Here is a 15,243-nt window from a genome sequence, read left to right as displayed (position 1 = left end):
AGAAGGCCCGGGTTATCGGCGCTGACTCAAATCAAGCCTGGTTTTCTTGCTCGGTAAACAAATCGCTGAACAGCATGCTCGACAGGTAGCGCTCACCGGAGTCCGGCAAAATCACCACAATGGTCTTGCCCTGCATTTCCGGCTTCTCGGCCAGGCGCACCGCCACGGCCATCGCCGCGCCGCAGGAGATACCGCACAGGATCCCCTCTTCCTGCATCAAGCGCAGGGCCATGGCCTTGGACTCGTCATCGGTCACCAGCTCTACGCGGTCAACCATCGACAAATCGAGGTTCTTCGGCACGAAACCGGCGCCGATCCCCTGGATCTTGTGGGGGCTGGGCTTGATCTCTTCACCGGCCAGCGCCTGGGTGATCACCGGAGACACGATCGGCTCGACCGCCACCGAGAGAATCGGCTTGCCCGCAATGTTCTTGATATAACGCGACACGCCAGTGATGGTGCCGCCCGTGCCCACGCCGGCGACCAGCACGTCGACCGCACCGTCGGTGTCATTCCAGATTTCCGGACCAGTGGTTTTCTCGTGGATCGCCGGGTTGGCCGGGTTTTCGAACTGGCCCGGCATAAAATAGGTGGCCGGGTCGCTGGCTACAATTTCTGCGGCTTTGGCGATGGCACCGGGCATGCCCTTGGCCGGCTCGGTCAGCACCAGCTCGGCGCCCAGGGCCTTGAGTACTTTGCGCCGCTCGATGCTCATGGACGCCGGCATGGTCAGCAGCAATTTGTAGCCACGGGCGGCAGCGACAAACGCCAGGCCAATCCCGGTGTTGCCCGAGGTCGGTTCTACAATGGTCATGCCGGGCTTGAGTTTGCCGGTGCTTTCCGCGTCCCAGATCATGTTGGCGCCAATGCGGCACTTCACCGAGTAGCCTGGGTTGCGTCCTTCGATCTTGGCCAGGATGGTCACGCCACGCGGGGCGATCCGGTTGATCTGCACCAGGGGCGTGTTACCGATGGAGTGCGCGTTGTCTGCAAAGATGCGGCTCATGACGGGTCCTATTGGGCGGTTTCAGGAAGGCCCCAAGGGTATGCCTCGTGCTGCAACGCGTCCAGTCAGAGGAACGTTGCGCACCTCCCGGCAGTCCATCGCCTACCTGCATGGAGAACATCCGATGAAACGTCGCTACAGCTGGCCGCTATGGACCGTCGCCGGGCTGGTGGTGGTGCTGGTCGCCCTGGACCTCGCCCTGCCCTATCTGGTGCGCAACTACTTGAATGACAAACTTGCCGACATGGGCGACTACCGTGGCCGCGTGGCCGACGTGGACCTGGCGCTGTGGCGTGGCGCGTACAAGATCAATGGCCTGGAGATCACCAAGGTCGACGGTAAAGTGCCGGTACCGTTCGTCAAGGCGCCATTGATCGATCTGGCGGTTAGCTGGCCGTCGCTGATCAATGACCATGCGGTGGTCGCCAAGGTGCGGTTTATCAACCCCGAGGTGAATTTCGTCGACGGTGGCGCCAACAAGCAGGCATCCCAGACCGGTAAGGGCACCGACTGGCGGGCGCAACTGGGCAAGCTGCTGCCGATCACCCTCGACGAAGTGCGCATTGAAGACGGCAAGATCGCCTTTCGTAACTTCAGCTCCAAGCCACCGGTCAACATCAACGCCACAGCGGTCAACGCCAGCTTCTATAACCTGACCAACGTGATCGACGTCAAAGGCAAGCGCGACGCACGCTTCGAAGGCAAGGCCCTGCTGCAAGGCCAGGCGCCGTTGGAAGCCACCGCCACCTTTGACCCACTGAGCAATTTCGAGAACTTCGAGTTCCGCTTTCGCGCCAGGGACCTGCAGCTCAAGCGCATGAACGACTTCGCCTCGGCCTACGGCAAGTTCGACTTCAAGGCCGGCACCGGCGACGTGGTGATCGAAGCCCAGGCCGAAAAAGGCCAGCTGACCGGCTATATCAAGCCGTTGTTGCGGGACGTGGAAGTGTTCGACTGGCAGCAGGACGTGGAAAACAAAGACAAGAACATCTTCCGCTCGATCTGGGAGGCGGTGGTGGGCGCCAGTGAAACCGTGCTGAAAAACCAGAGCAAAAACCAGTTCGCCACCCGTGTGGAGCTTAGTGGCAGCGTGCACCAGCAAAATGTCAGCGCGTTCTCTGCATTTTTGGCGATTTTGCGCAATGGTTTTATCCAGGCCTTCAATGCACGCTACGAGCAACCCAAGCCCAGCACAGACTAAAAATGTGGGCGTTGGCTTGTGTGGGAGCTGGCTTGCCTGCGATAGCGGTCTGTCGATTACAGGTGTGATGTCTGATCCGCCACTATCGCAGGCAAGCCTGCTCCCACAGTTGGATGTGTGGCAGATCCATAGTCGTGACCGGCCATTCAGAGACTGAATAACCCGTCTGCGTTCACAGTCGCCGGGGCTGCGCGGTATAGTCCGGGCATTGATGAATGCGAGGAAACACCGATGAAGTTCGAAGGCACCCAGGCCTATGTGGCTACCGATGACCTGAAACTGGCCGTCAACGCCGCCATCACCCTGGAGCGGCCGCTGCTGGTCAAGGGCGAGCCCGGCACCGGCAAGACCATGCTGGCCGAGCAATTGGCCGAGTCCTTCGGCGCCAAGCTGATCACCTGGCACATCAAGTCCACCACCAAGGCCCACCAGGGCCTGTACGAGTACGACGCGGTCAGCCGCCTGCGCGACTCACAGTTGGGCGTGGACAAGGTGCACGACGTGCGCAACTACCTGAAGAAGGGCAAGCTCTGGGAGGCCTTCGAGTCCGACGAGCGGGTGATCCTGCTGATCGATGAAATCGACAAGGCCGACATCGAGTTCCCCAACGACCTGCTGCAAGAACTCGACAAGATGGAGTTCTACGTCTACGAAATCGACGAGACCATCAAGGCCAAGAAACGCCCGATCATCATCATTACTTCCAACAACGAAAAAGAGCTGCCGGACGCCTTTCTGCGCCGCTGCTTCTTCCACTACATCGCCTTCCCCGACCGCACCACCCTGCAGAAGATCGTGGATGTGCACTACCCCGACATCAAGAAAGACCTGGTCAGCGAAGCGCTGGACGTGTTCTTCGACGTGCGCAAAGTGCCGGGCCTGAAGAAAAAGCCTTCCACCTCCGAACTGGTGGACTGGCTCAAGCTGCTGATGGCCGACAACATCGGCGAAGCGGTGCTGCGCGAGCGCGACCCGACCAAGGCGATCCCACCCTTGGCCGGCGCCTTGGTGAAGAACGAGCAAGACGTGCAGTTGCTGGAGCGTCTGGCGTTCATGAGCCGTCGCGGTAATCGCTGATGCTGCTCAACCTGTTCAATGAAATGCGCGCCGCCAAGGTGCCGGTGTCGGTGCGCGAGCTGCTCGACCTGATCAACGCCCTGAAAATGCGCGTGACCTTCGCCGACATGGACGAGTTTTATTACTTGGCCCGGGCGATCCTGGTGAAGGACGAACGGCATTTCGACAAGTTCGACCGGGCCTTCGGTGCCTATTTCAACGGCCTGGAAAAGCTCGACGACCACTTGCAGGCGCTGATCCCCGAAGACTGGCTGCGCAAGGAGTTCGAACGTTCGCTGACGGACGAAGAGCGCGCGCAGATCCAGTCCCTCGGCGGCCTCGACAAGTTGATCGAAGAGTTCAAAAAGCGCCTGGAAGAACAGAAGGAACGCCACGCCGGCGGCAACAAGTGGATCGGCACCGGCGGCACCAGCCCGTTTGGCTCCGGGGGCTACAACCCCGAAGGCATTCGCGTGGGCGACGCCGGCAAGCGCCAGGGCAAGGCGGTGAAGGTGTGGGACCAGCGCGAGTACAAGAACCTTGATGACGGGGTTGAACTGGGTACGCGCAATATCAAGATCGCCCTGCGCCGCCTGCGCAAGTTTGCACGCCAGGGGGCGGCCGACGAGTTGGACATCGACGGCACCATCGACCACACCGCCCGCGATGCCGGCTTGCTGAACATCCAGATGCGCCCGGAACGACGCAACACCATCAAGCTGTTGCTGCTGTTTGATATCGGCGGCTCGATGGACGCCCACGTGAAGATCTGCGAAGAACTGTTCTCGGCGTGCAAGACCGAGTTCAAGCACCTGGAGTATTTTTACTTTCACAACTTCGTGTACGAATCGGTGTGGAAGAACAATCAGCGGCGCACCTCGGAACGCACCTCCACCCAGGATTTGCTGCATAAATACGGCGCCGACTACAAAGTGATCTTCATCGGCGATGCGTCGATGGCACCGTACGAGATCACCCAGGCAGGCGGCAGCGTGGAGCACTGGAACGAAGAACCGGGCTATGTGTGGATGCAGCGCTTCATGGCCAAGTACAAGAAGCTGATCTGGATTAACCCGTACCCGAAGGACACCTGGGGCTACACAGCATCGACCGGGATTGTGCGCGAGCTGATTGAAGACCAGATGTACCCGCTGACCCTGCGCGGGTTGGAAGAAGGGATGCGCTTCCTATCCAAATAGGCGGTGCATTCACCGTCGCTATCGCAGGCAAGCCAGCTCCCACAGAGGAATGCATTCCAACTTTGAAATGCATTCCTCTGTGGGAGCTGGCTTGCCTGCGATGCTTTTAGCGGTTCAAAAATCGCTGCAGGAAATCGATGTGCTGCTGGTGCGCCGTCTCCTGCACCATCGGCGCCAACCGCACCTTTTCCCCCGGCAAACACTGCGCCAACCGCGCCAGCGACAACGGCGTCAACGCGCCCAAACGTGGGTAACCGCCAATGGTCTGCCGGTCATTGAGCAACACAATCGGCTGCCCGTCCGGCGGCACCTGGATCGCCCCCAGCGGGATCCCCTCGGAAATCAATGACGGCCCCTGATACTGCAACGGCGTGCCCAGCAGGCGCATGCCCATGCGGTCGGCGCGGCTGTCCAGCGCCCACTCGGTGTTGAAGGCATCAAACAGGCTCTGGCCGCTGAACTGGCCGATCTGTGCGCCGACAATCACGTCCAGCGGCGCCTTGGCCGGCAAGGAATGCTCTCCCAACACTTTCATCGCCCCGCCCATCCCGGAATACGCCAGGTGCCCGCCTTCGGCCAGCGCCTTGCCGAAACCATCCACCCCGCCCAATTCCTCGCGCACCACGGTGGCGCTGCTGCCCAGCACCTGCGGCACATCAAACCCGCCCGGCGCCGCCAGGTAGGCCCGTGCGCCGCTGAACGGCTGGGTAAAGCGCAACCGCTGGCCCTTTTGCAGGATAAAACTGCGACCGGGGCTGATGGCGCGCTCGTCGATGTAGGCGCCCAAATCTGCGCCGGCCAGGGCGAGCAAGCAATACCCCTCGGCCTGCACGGTGAACCCGCCCAGGGTGATTTCCACCACCGGCGCATCCAACGCATTGCCCAGCAGCCAGTTGGCCCAGGACATCGACACCCAATCCAGCGCCCCGCCCTGGGTGACACCCAAATGGCGCACGCCAAAACGGCCGGCATCCTGCAACAGGCACAGCGGCGTGCTGGCCTCGATCATCAAGCGGCTCATGCCTGCGCCTCCAACGGCGTGTCATCGCCACCTAATCTGATGAATTCAGCGTGATCGACGGACTCGAACCGCACCGTGTCGCCGGGCTGCATCAGGCTGTAGCCGTCGCGCTCACGGTCGAACAGCTTGGCGGGTGTGCGGCCGACGAGGTTCCAGCCGCCCGGCGATACGACCGGGTAGGCGGCAGTCTGCCGTTCGGCGATGCCGACGCTCCCCGCTGCCACGCGTTTGCGCGGGGTATTGAGTCGTGGGGTAGCGAGCATTTCATCCACCAGCCCCATGAAAGCAAAGCCCGGCGCAAAACCAAGGGCGAACACCTGGTATTCATGGGCACTGTGTCGACGGATCACCTCGTCGACACTCAGGCCGCTGCGCTGGCTGAGCAGGGTCAACTCCGGGCCTACGCTCAAGTCGTACCACACGGGCAGCACGTGGCACTGGCCGCTTCCTTGGGCCTGGGGTTGCAGATCCGTGAGCGCCTGGTCGATTACTTCCCGCGCCTGGGCGGGGCTCAGTACAGTGAGGTCGTAATGCACCATCAACGTCGTGTAGGACGGCACCATGTCCACCAACGCCGCGCCAAACCCTTTGCGCAAACGCTGAGTGGCGGCGAGCATCCACGGCATATTGGCTTCGGCTATCACCTCAAACAGACGCACCATCAGGCAGTCGATGGCCACCACTTCAATCCGTGCCTTCATGCTGGCTTCAAGGCCTCGCGGATACGCTTTACGGCGGCAATCGAACTGGCATTGTCACCGTGCACGCAGAGGGTATCGGCCTGCAGGGCCAGAGCGCTGCCGTCACTGGCAACCAGGGCTTCACCCCGCGACAGGGTCAGGGCCTGCTGCACGATGGTGTCGGCGTCGTGGTGCACGGCGCCGGGCAACTGGCGCGAGACCAAATGCCCCTTGGCGTCATAGGCGCGGTCGGCAAACGCTTCGAACCACAGGGTCACGCCGTACTCGTCGCCCAGGGCCTGGGCCGCGCTGTTGTCTCGGGTGGCCAGCAGCATCAGCGGCAGGTCGCCATAGGCCGCCACAGCCTGGATCACCGCGCGCAATTGTGCCGGGTTAGCCATCATGTCGTTGTACATCGCGCCGTGGGGTTTCACGTAACTCACGCGCCCCCCTTGGGCACGGCAGATACCGTCGAGCGCGCCGATCTGGTAGTGCAGCAAGTCCTGGATTTCCTGGGGGGTGTAGGCCATGGTGCGGCGACCGAAACCCTGCAGGTCCTGGTACGCCGGATGCGCACCTACTTGCACACCGTGCTTGAGCGCCAGGCTGACGGTCTTGCGCATGATGCTCGGGTCGCCCGCATGGAAGCCGCAGGCCACGTTGGCGCAATCGATGAACGGCATGACCTCGGCGTCCAGACCCATCGTCCAGTTGCCAAAGCTTTCGCCGATGTCGCAATTCAAAAGCAGACGGCTCACGGTAGTTGCTCCTGTAGGCTTTATTTTTTTGTAGTGTGGGATTTTTTACGCAGAACTCGCAACTTGTCCTGACACCCCCACGACGCTTATCGTGGAATGGCTCGATTTTTGGCGTTTGCCCGGTGCGGCGTCCAACTAATAAAAACCGATCCATGCATAAGAAAAGTTGATCCCATGAATTTGAAGTTCCTCGAAACCTTCGTCTGGGTGGCCAAGCTCAAGAGTTTTCGCCTGACCGCCGAGAAGCTGTTCACCACCCAGGCGTCGATTTCCAGCCGCATTGCCGTGCTCGAAAGCGAACTGGGGGTGAAGCTGTTTCTGCGCGACTCGCGGGGCGTGAGCCTGACGCCGGAAGGCGTGAAGGTGCTCGATTACGCCGAGCAGATGATGGTGACCATGCAGGGCCTCAAGCAGTCCCTGGAGACCACCAGCAGCAAGGTCGGGCGGATTCGGATCGGCGTCATGGACACGGTGATCCATACCTGGCTCAGCCCGTTGGTGGCGGAGCTGATGGACCATTTCCCCCTGGTGGAAATCGAACTCGTCGCCGATACCGCGCTCAACCTTAGCGATCAGCTGCAAAAAGGCTTCCTCGACCTGATCCTGCAGACCGACCTGCTGCGCCTCGAAACCGTGCGCAGCCTGGAGCTGGCCAGCCACCCCATGGCCTGGATCGTCGCCAGCCAATCGCTCTACCACCGCGACTACGCCTCCCTCGCCGAACTGGCCCAGGAGCGCATCATCACCTACTCGAAAAACTCCCACCCGCATCAGGACGTGCTGAGCCTGATGCAGGCCAACGGCGTGGCCGCGCCCCGGATGAGCTGTGTGAATTCGGTGTCGGCGATTACCCGGTTGTTGCGCGATGGCTTCGGGATCGGCGCGCTCCCGCCGGTACTGGTCATGGAGGAACTGGCGCGGGGGGAATTGGTGATGTTGCCGATGGAGCAACGTTTGCCGAACTTGCAGGTGGTGGTGTCGTGGCGGGTGGGGGTGGAGTTGGTGGAGGAGATTGTCGGGCTGTGCCAGAGGGTAGTCGCCCGCTATGCCGAAGAGGTCGGCCCAGAGCGGATGCTACTGGCAAAACCCGATTAACCCTGTAGGAGCCCGGCTTGCCGGCGATAGCGGAATATCAGCAGTCAATGTGCAAGCTGACCCACCGCCATCGCAGGCAAGCCAGCTCCCACATTTTGATCCGAGGTGTACTTACAATCCCTTCAGGTCTCGCTCTTCAATCGGGCGGCTCTGGCGCAGGCGCTTGCCGCCCAACACCACCCAGTCGATCAGACGGAACAGGCACTCGATGCCGAACGACAACAGCATCGCGCCGCCCAGGCCCCAGCCCATGGCCTCTGGCGTCAGCAGGATCTGGTAGCTGTAGCCGTTCCAGGTTTCCAGGCGGATAGCCGGGTCGGCCGCCACGGCCACTTGCAATGCGCGGATGTACCACGGGCCTTGCATGGCCTGGAATTGCTTGTCGAGCACCAACTGGCGGTCGAGCAACGAACCCAGGCTGTTGGCATCGCTGCGAAACACCGGGTCATCGCTGGCCCGGTAATGCGCCACCAGGGCCTGCAAGTCACCGTTGAAGAACTGCTGCGCCGTGGCATCAAACCCGCGCAAGCTGGTCTGGGCCTCGATCAGGTGGGCTTCAACACGCTTGGCGTAGTCATTGATAAACCCCGGCACTTGCACGCCAACCAACAAACCAATGGCAAACAGCACCAACCGCAGATAGCTGAGCAACATGGACGATATCCTTACTCGGTGATGCCCTGGCTGACGCATTCACCGCGTCGCCACAGGCTCCATTGGCCCGGTTCGTAGCGGGTCCAGTTTTCGTTGTCGGTCAAAGGTTCGGTAGCAATCACCGTCACCACGTCATTGGGGGTGGTTTCGGCCTGAAAATCGACGATCACGTCGACATCTTTCAGGCGCGCGGGGCCAAACGGTGCGCGCCGGGTAATCTGTGCCAGCTTGGTCGAGCAGTAGCAGAACAACCAGTCGCCGTCGCTGAGCAGGCAGTTGAACACGCCTTTGCTGCGGTATTCGGAACAGGCGGCGATCAGGTCCGGCAGCACTTGCTCGATGTCCACCGGCTCCGGGAACGCCTCGCGGACACGGTTGAGCAGGTCGCAGAACGCCGCTTCGCTGTCGGTATCGCCCACCGGGCGGTAGAAGGTGGCGCGGGGGTTGAAGTCCGCCAACTGGCCGTTATGCGCAAAGCACCAGTTGCGCCCCCACAGTTCGCGCACGAACGGGTGGGTGTTGGACAGGCACACCTTGCCCACGTTGGCCTGGCGGATATGGCCAATCACCACTTCACTTTTGATGGGGTAACGCTGCACCAGCAGCGCCACTTCCGACTCGCTGCTGGCGGCCGGGTCCTGGAACAGACGCAGGCCACGGCCTTCATAGAAGGCGATGCCCCACCCATCCCGGTGAGGCCCGGTGCGCCCACCGCGCTGCATCAGCCCGGTGAAGCTGAACACGATATCGGTGGGGACGTTGGCACTCATGCCCAATAATTCACACATGCCAGGGCTCTCGCTGCAACGTTAAAGGCGCGGTTCGACCCGCATGCCGCTCACCGGGGCCGGGCGGCGGAAAGGCTCGTCATCTTCTTCCGGCTCGGCGGCCAGGGCAGCGTCAGCCGCGGCCTTGCGCTCACGGCGGGCCTTGGCGGCGCGCTCGATGGGCCAGCGGATCAACACAATCACCAGGTACACGCCAAACGCGATCATGGTGTACATGAACAAGTCGGAGATGGCCCGCCAGGCGTTATTGCCGACCTTGAGCACCAGGTCCAGGGCGGTAATTGCCACGGCTGGGGCAAACTGGGTCTTGACCGGGTCGACGATGGTCGGGCTGAACAACAGCACCGCCATCAGCAATTGCAGCGGCTCGCGCAACCAGCGCCAGATCCAGCGGGTCATGCGCCACCACACCAACAGGCAGCCCAAAGCGGCGAAGGCGTAAAGGCCCCAAGCGGTCAGATAGTCGTTCTCGGTCATGGTGTCCATGGCAAGGTAGGCAAACAGGCCGCTATGATAACGGCTTTTCGGTGTCGCGGCTGCAATGCCGGCCACCTTCCGCCAGATAGAGAATAATCCATGCCTACATCGCTCGCTCCGATTGCCCGCAAGGCCGAAGGTCCAGACCCGTATGCCTGGCTCCAAGAGCGTGACAGCAGCGAGGTCCTCGATTACCTCAAGGCCGAAAACGCCTGGCAGGAGGCTCAGCTCGCCGACCAGAAGGACCTGCGCGAAACCCTGTTCGAGGAGATCAAGGGCCGCATCCTGGAGACCGACCTGTCCCTGCCCTCCCCCTGGGGCCCGTACCTCTACTACACGCGCACCACGGCCGGCGACGAATACGCCCGCCACTACCGCTGCCGCCGTCCCGCCGACGACAGCAACACGGTGGACGACAGCAGCGAAGAACTGCTGCTGGACCCGAACGTGTTGGCCAATGGCGGCTTTTTCTCACTGGGCGCGTTCAGCATCAGCCCCGACCACCAGCGCCTGGCCTACAGCCTGGACACCAGTGGTGAAGAAATCTTCACCCTGTACGTGAAGGAGTTGGCCACCGGCAAGGTCAGCGAACTGGAGTTTGAAAACTGCGACGGCAGCATGACCTGGGCCAACGACAGCCTGACCCTGTTCTTCGGCGAGCTGGACGACACCCACCGCCCGCACAAGCTGTATCGCTATCGCCTGGATGGCACGGCCGCGCAGGAAGTGTTCCATGAACCGGACGGACGTTTCTTCCTGCATTGCTACCGCTCCAGCTCCGAGCGCCAATTGCTGCTCGCGCTGGGCAGCAAGACCACCAGCGAAATCTGGGCGCTGGACGCCGAGCAGCCGCACCTGGACTTCACCTGCCTGGCCCCACGGGTCGAAGACCATGAATACGATGTCGACCATGGCCAGTTGAATGGCGCGTGGACCTGGTTCATCCGCAGCAACCGCGATGGCATCAACTACGCCTTGTTCGTGGCGACCGACATTGGCGACGTGCCGACCGAAAGCGAATGGCAGAACCTGATCCCCCACAGCGATGAGGTGATGCTCGACGGCGTCAGCCTGAACGCCAGCGCCATGACCTTGAGCCTGCGCATCGGCGGCCTGCCGGTGATCGAAGTGCACCCCGAGGGCAAATCGGCGTATCGCGTGGAATTGCCCGACGCGGCCTACAGCCTCTACGTACAAAACAGCCTGGAATTTGCCAGCGACAAGATCCGCCTGCGCTACGAAGCCCTGAACCGCCCGGCCCAAGTGCGCCAACTGGAACTGGCCAGCGGCGCGCAGCAGGTGCTCAAGGAGACGCCAGTGCTCGGCGTATTCAACGCCGACGACTACGTCAGCCAGCGCCTGTGGGCCACATCGGTCGATGGCACCCAGGTGCCGATCAGCCTGGTGGTCAAGCGCGACCAACTCGGCAAGCCAACGCCGCTGTACCTCTACGGCTACGGCGCCTACGGTTCGAGCCTCGACCCGTGGTTCTCCCACGCACGCCTGAGCCTGCTGGAGCGGGGAGTGGCGTTTGCCATCGCCCATGTGCGCGGCGGCGGCGAGCTGGGTGAGGCCTGGTACCGCAACGGCAAGCAGGAACACAAGCAGAACACCTTCAGCGACTTCATCGCCTGCGCCGAACACCTGATCGCCCAAGGCCTGACCACCGCCAAACAACTGGCCATCAGCGGCGGCAGTGCCGGTGGCCTGCTGATCGGTGCGGTGCTCAACCAGCGCCCGGAACTGTTCCAGGCGGCGATTGCCGAGGTGCCGTTCGTCGATGTGCTCAACACCATGCTCGACCCGGAGCTGCCGTTGACCATCACCGAGTACGACGAGTGGGGCAACCCCGAGGAACCCGAGGTGTATGCGCGCATCAAGGCCTATGCGCCGTACGAAAACGTCAGCGCCCAGGCCTACCCGCACCTGCTGGTGATCGCCGGCTACAACGACAGCCGCGTGCAGTACTGGGAAGCGGCCAAGTGGGTGGCCAAGCTGCGCGACACCAAGACGGACGACAACCTGCTGCTGCTCAAGACCGAACTGGGCGCCGGCCATGGCGGGATGAGCGGTCGTTACCAGGGATTACGTGACGTAGCGCTCGAATATGGATTTGTGTTCAAGGCGCTGGGGCTGATTTAAGGAACTTAGTGCGGCGGTCCTGTCTGAACACACAGACCGCCTACCTGTTTGATGGACCCAGACTGCAGCCATGCCACAACCGACCTTACTGAATAACGAAATCCGCGACATGCTGATGGACTGCGGGTTGTTCGACCCGCTGCTGCCGGAAGATTTTCATGTGGCCGCGGGCTACTTCAATATCAGCAGCATTGCCCGCGATGAAGTGATCTTCCTCGAAGGCGATGCCGGCACGTTCATGTGCATCATCCACAGCGGCCAGGTGGCCGTGCAGAAAACCCATCACGACGGCCAGCGCGTGACCATCGCCACTCTGCGCAGCGGCAGGGCCTTCGGCGAAATGGCGGTGCTCGACGGCGAGCGCCGTTCCGCCAGTTGCGTGGCCGCCAGTGACTGCGTGCTGTTGAACCTGGGCAAGGACTCCCTGGAAAAAATGCTCAACGAAGCGCCCAGGGTCGCCGCCAAGATCATCCGCGCCATCGCCATTGCCCTGTCCAAGCGCCTGCGCATGGCCGACGGGCAACTGTTGTCGCAACAGTTTTAACCGCCCGGCGTCTTTGGCTTGCTGTCGTTCTGCAGCAGGCCCGGCACGGTTTGATCTTTAGGCGGTGTGGGCAACACGATGGGCACCAGCGCCGGTGAACCGTTGGCCGTGGCCTTTGGCGCGACCGGCGGGGTGACTTGTGGGTACAAGGTTGGGGTCGGCGTGCCCGGGGCGCCTGGGGTTGGCGCGGGTGCGACCGGCACGCTTTGCACCTCTTGCGCCTGCGCCGCACCCAATGTGAGCGCGCCAAGCACAATGACCGTTAGAATGCTGCACTTCATCGATGGCTCCATGGCCTGACCGGAATGTCGTAAGGCTACTCCCAACCGCGCAAGAATGCCCTTCCCAATGAGATTTCCATGAAACGTTTCGTTCTGCTGGACACCACCCCGATCCCCGACAACGGCGGTGCCTTGTGCCTGTTCGAATACGGTGAGGATTTTGTCATCAAGATCCAGGGCGGTGACGGCGGCCAGTTGATGAACACGCGCATGCACGGTTCCGAAGACGCGCTAGCGGAAATCCCCTGCCGCAAGGTTGCCGGGCGCCCGGGCTCACGGGTGCTGATCGGCGGGCTGGGCATGGGATTTACCCTGGCGTCGGCGCTCAAGCATTTGGGCAAGACTGCCGAAGTGGTCGTCGCTGAACTGGTGCCGGGCGTGGTGGAGTGGAACCGTGGCCCGTTGGGAGAAAAATCCGGCCGGCCGCTGCTGGACCCACGCACGGTGATCCGCATGGAAGACGTGGCCAAGGTGCTGCAAGCCGAGCCCCAGGGGTTTGACGCAATCATGCTGGACGTGGACAACGGCCCTGAAGGCCTCACGCAAAAGGCCAACAGTTGGCTCTACTCCGCCGGTGGCCTGGCGGCCTGTGCCAAGGCCTTGCGCCCCAAGGGCGTGCTGGCGGTGTGGTCGGCCAGCGCCGACAAGCTGTTCAGCGACAAACTGCGCAAGGCAGGCTTCAAGGCCGAGGAAGTGCAGGTGTTCGCCCATGGCAACAAGGGCACGCGGCATACCATCTGGATCGCCGAGAAGCTCAAAGGCTGAACACGATTCACCCCAAACAAAACATCTCCTGTGGGAGCGGGCTTGCCCGCGATAGCGGTATACCAGTCAATACATCTGCTGACTGATATACCGCTATCGCAGGCAAGCCAGCTCCCACAATTTTTGTCCTGCGTTTAATGCAGGGATTTGCGGTAATCGATCACGTACGGCACTTTTTTGTCGAAAGTCTTCTCCAGTTCATCCCGGTCCAACTGGGTCATGCCGCCCAGTTGATGAGCCGTGAACCCGCTGTCCCCCACCTGCGAACCCGGTGCCAGGCTGACCATGCGCTTGGCCACCGCTTCGATGGCGTCCTTATAACCGCCCTTCTTGTCCAGGTTGTACGCGCTCAGGTCGATCTGGGTGCGTAACCAGTTGCCCCAGTAGAACTCGAGGAATTCCGGCGCAATCGCGCCATCGTCCGGCTTGCCATAGGCGGCCTTGCGGGTGAAGTACACCAGGCTGCGGAAGGTGTCGTCCTGCAGGTTCTTGAAGCCCAGGTGCGCCGGCAGTTGTTCGGGTGGCAGCGTCTGGCCCCGGTTGTCCTTGAGCCACACCTTGCGCGCGGCCTCCATGCGGTGCCAGAAGGTGGCCATGTCCGGGCTGTTGCTGAAGTCGTCCGTCACTTTCACCCACATTTTCAAATGCGGGCCACCACCGGGCACTTCCCACAGGGTGGTGAAGCTGTGGTGACCGTCGGTCAGGTAAAGCTGGCCGGCCGGGCCGACCACCACGGTTTTCATGTCGTCGGGGTGGGTGCCCACCGGGTCTTTGCAGGTGAAACTGTCGGGTGTGTGCAGGTCGGCCTTTTTCGGCACTTTGTCAGCCGTGCCCTGGCCATTGGTTTCGCAGTATTCGTCGAAGACCTTGGCCGGCTTGTCGGCGAACAGGCCCAGGCTGTAGTAAATCTGGTCAAACCCCACCACGGCCTGGGTGGGGTGCAGCTGGTCGAGGGCCACCTCGATCACCTGACCGGGCGTGGGCGTGGAAAACGCCTGGGCCTGGGCGGTAACAGCACACAGCAGTAACGCAACAATCCATGAAGACAGACGCATGAGTTTCAGATCCTTATCTGTAAAGTGAAGCAGTCAATTGCAGCGCAAGCGGCTAGAATCAACCCTATCCGTGAACCGCAAAATAGCCAGGAGCCATGATGAGCTCGACCAACCCGCCCTCCCACACCGCCAAGCTGGACCGCATCCTTGCCGATGCCCAGCGCGACCGGGAAATGGGCTACCGCGACAAAGCCTTGAAGATGTACCCCCACGTGTGCGGCCGCTGCGCCCGTGAGTTCTCGGGCAAACGCCTGAGCGAGCTGACGGTACACCACCGCAACCACAACCATGATGACAATCCCCAGGATGGCTCAAACTGGGAGTTGCTGTGCCTGTATTGCCACGACAACGAACACTCGCGCTACACCGACCAGCAGTACTTCGGCGACGGCTCCACCAGCAGCCCGACGATTGCCAAGGCCACGCACAACCCGTTTGCGGCGTTGGCGGGGTTGATGAAGAAAGACGACTGACGATCCTCGCTGTCTGGACTGGCCTCATCGCCGGCAAGCCAGCTCCTA

Annotated in this window: 17 protein-coding genes; 8 read left to right on the top strand and 9 right to left on the bottom strand. The window is 61.8% G+C overall.

The annotated features are described in order from the left end of the window. Nucleotides 1-31: 31 nt before the first annotated feature. Nucleotides 32-1,006, bottom strand: a complete 975-nt coding sequence (gene cysK, locus HX792_RS06650) for a cysteine synthase A (RefSeq protein ID WP_176995324.1) — start codon at nucleotides 1,004-1,006, stop codon at nucleotides 32-34. 124 nt (nucleotides 1,007-1,130) lie between these two features. On the opposite strand from cysK, the gene HX792_RS06645 reads away from it, so the two are divergent. The 3 genes from HX792_RS06645 (at nucleotide 1,131) to HX792_RS06635 (ending at nucleotide 4,462) form a co-directional block, all read left to right on the top strand. Beyond that, a complete protein-coding gene (locus HX792_RS06645; RefSeq protein ID WP_176995323.1) occupies nucleotides 1,131-2,207 on the top strand; it encodes a DUF748 domain-containing protein in 1,077 nt (358 codons plus the stop codon). 231 nt (nucleotides 2,208-2,438) lie between these two features. Continuing rightward, entirely contained in the window at nucleotides 2,439-3,284 is an 846-nt protein-coding gene (locus HX792_RS06640; protein ID WP_034112447.1) for a MoxR family ATPase, read from the top strand. Continuing rightward, nucleotides 3,284-4,462 carry a VWA domain-containing protein gene (locus HX792_RS06635; RefSeq protein WP_176995322.1) on the top strand — a complete coding sequence of 393 codons (1,179 nt, stop codon included), beginning with the start codon at nucleotides 3,284-3,286 and terminating at the stop codon, nucleotides 4,460-4,462. The genes HX792_RS06640 and HX792_RS06635 overlap by 1 nt, the downstream gene beginning before the upstream one ends. A 106-nt stretch (nucleotides 4,463-4,568) precedes the next feature. Here HX792_RS06635 and HX792_RS06630 read toward each other — a convergent pair whose 3' ends face one another. From HX792_RS06630 to HX792_RS06620, 3 genes are read right to left on the bottom strand one after another with little or no spacing between them, the layout of a single operon-like run. Continuing rightward, complete coding sequence (locus tag HX792_RS06630; protein ID WP_176995321.1) at nucleotides 4,569-5,483, bottom strand: biotin-dependent carboxyltransferase family protein; 915 nt, start codon at nucleotides 5,481-5,483, stop codon at nucleotides 4,569-4,571. Beyond that, complete coding sequence (gene pxpB, locus HX792_RS06625; protein WP_176995320.1) at nucleotides 5,480-6,184, bottom strand: 5-oxoprolinase subunit PxpB; 705 nt, start codon at nucleotides 6,182-6,184, stop codon at nucleotides 5,480-5,482. Before pxpB ends, HX792_RS06630 begins: the two co-directional genes overlap by 4 nt. Then, a complete protein-coding gene (locus tag HX792_RS06620) occupies nucleotides 6,181-6,921 on the bottom strand; it encodes a 5-oxoprolinase subunit PxpA (RefSeq protein WP_176995319.1) in 741 nt (246 codons plus the stop codon). Before HX792_RS06620 ends, pxpB begins: the two co-directional genes overlap by 4 nt. Before the next feature lie 174 nt (nucleotides 6,922-7,095). Between HX792_RS06620 and HX792_RS06615 the strand changes: the two genes are divergently transcribed. Continuing rightward, a complete protein-coding gene (locus tag HX792_RS06615) occupies nucleotides 7,096-8,016 on the top strand; it encodes a LysR family transcriptional regulator (protein ID WP_176995318.1) in 921 nt (306 codons plus the stop codon). 111 nt (nucleotides 8,017-8,127) lie between these two features. On the opposite strand, the gene HX792_RS06610 is transcribed toward HX792_RS06615, so the two are convergent. The 3 genes from HX792_RS06610 to HX792_RS06600 are packed head-to-tail and all read right to left on the bottom strand — an operon-like array spanning nucleotide 8,128 to nucleotide 10,010. Next, nucleotides 8,128-8,670, bottom strand: a complete 543-nt coding sequence (locus tag HX792_RS06610) for a DUF2937 family protein (protein WP_176995317.1) — start codon at nucleotides 8,668-8,670, stop codon at nucleotides 8,128-8,130. Nucleotides 8,671-8,681: 11 nt separating this feature from the next. Next, entirely contained in the window at nucleotides 8,682-9,458 is a 777-nt protein-coding gene (locus tag HX792_RS06605) for a class II glutamine amidotransferase (protein ID WP_176995316.1), read from the bottom strand. 21 nt (nucleotides 9,459-9,479) lie between these two features. Then, nucleotides 9,480-10,010 (bottom strand): MFS transporter, encoded by a 531-nt coding sequence (locus HX792_RS06600; protein WP_176995315.1) that lies wholly within the window; start codon nucleotides 10,008-10,010, stop codon nucleotides 9,480-9,482. Between the two features lie 24 nt (nucleotides 10,011-10,034). On the opposite strand from HX792_RS06600, the gene HX792_RS06595 reads away from it, so the two are divergent. Next, nucleotides 10,035-12,077: a S9 family peptidase gene (locus tag HX792_RS06595; RefSeq protein ID WP_176995314.1), complete on the top strand. Its 2,043-nt coding sequence runs from the start codon at nucleotides 10,035-10,037 to the stop codon at nucleotides 12,075-12,077. Between the two features lie 70 nt (nucleotides 12,078-12,147). Further along, nucleotides 12,148-12,621 carry a cyclic nucleotide-binding domain-containing protein gene (locus HX792_RS06590; protein ID WP_176995313.1) on the top strand — a complete coding sequence of 158 codons (474 nt, stop codon included), beginning with the start codon at nucleotides 12,148-12,150 and terminating at the stop codon, nucleotides 12,619-12,621. Here HX792_RS06590 and HX792_RS06585 read toward each other — a convergent pair. Next, nucleotides 12,618-12,902: a hypothetical protein gene (locus HX792_RS06585; protein ID WP_176995312.1), complete on the bottom strand. Its 285-nt coding sequence runs from the start codon at nucleotides 12,900-12,902 to the stop codon at nucleotides 12,618-12,620. The genes HX792_RS06590 and HX792_RS06585 overlap by 4 nt on opposite strands. A 78-nt stretch (nucleotides 12,903-12,980) precedes the next feature. Here HX792_RS06585 and HX792_RS06580 point away from each other — a divergent pair, with 78 nt between their 5' ends. Further along, nucleotides 12,981-13,667 carry a spermidine synthase gene (locus tag HX792_RS06580; protein ID WP_058411058.1) on the top strand — a complete coding sequence of 229 codons (687 nt, stop codon included), beginning with the start codon at nucleotides 12,981-12,983 and terminating at the stop codon, nucleotides 13,665-13,667. 134 nt (nucleotides 13,668-13,801) lie between these two features. Here HX792_RS06580 and HX792_RS06575 read toward each other — a convergent pair whose 3' ends face one another. Continuing rightward, on the bottom strand, nucleotides 13,802-14,722 hold the full coding sequence (locus tag HX792_RS06575; RefSeq protein ID WP_176995311.1) for a ParB/Srx family N-terminal domain-containing protein: 921 nt from the start codon (nucleotides 14,720-14,722) through the stop codon (nucleotides 13,802-13,804). 98 nt (nucleotides 14,723-14,820) lie between these two features. Between HX792_RS06575 and HX792_RS06570 the strand changes: the two genes are divergently transcribed. Beyond that, complete coding sequence (locus HX792_RS06570; RefSeq protein ID WP_010212122.1) at nucleotides 14,821-15,195, top strand: YajD family HNH nuclease; 375 nt, start codon at nucleotides 14,821-14,823, stop codon at nucleotides 15,193-15,195. The last annotated feature ends 48 nt before the right edge of the window (nucleotides 15,196-15,243 follow it).

The sequence above is a fragment of the Pseudomonas sp. B6002 genome (assembly GCF_013385985.1).
Lineage (GTDB): Bacteria > Pseudomonadota > Gammaproteobacteria > Pseudomonadales > Pseudomonadaceae > Aquipseudomonas.
Note: the sequence above shows the minus strand (reverse complement) of the source record. Positions and strands in the feature narration are given on the sequence as shown.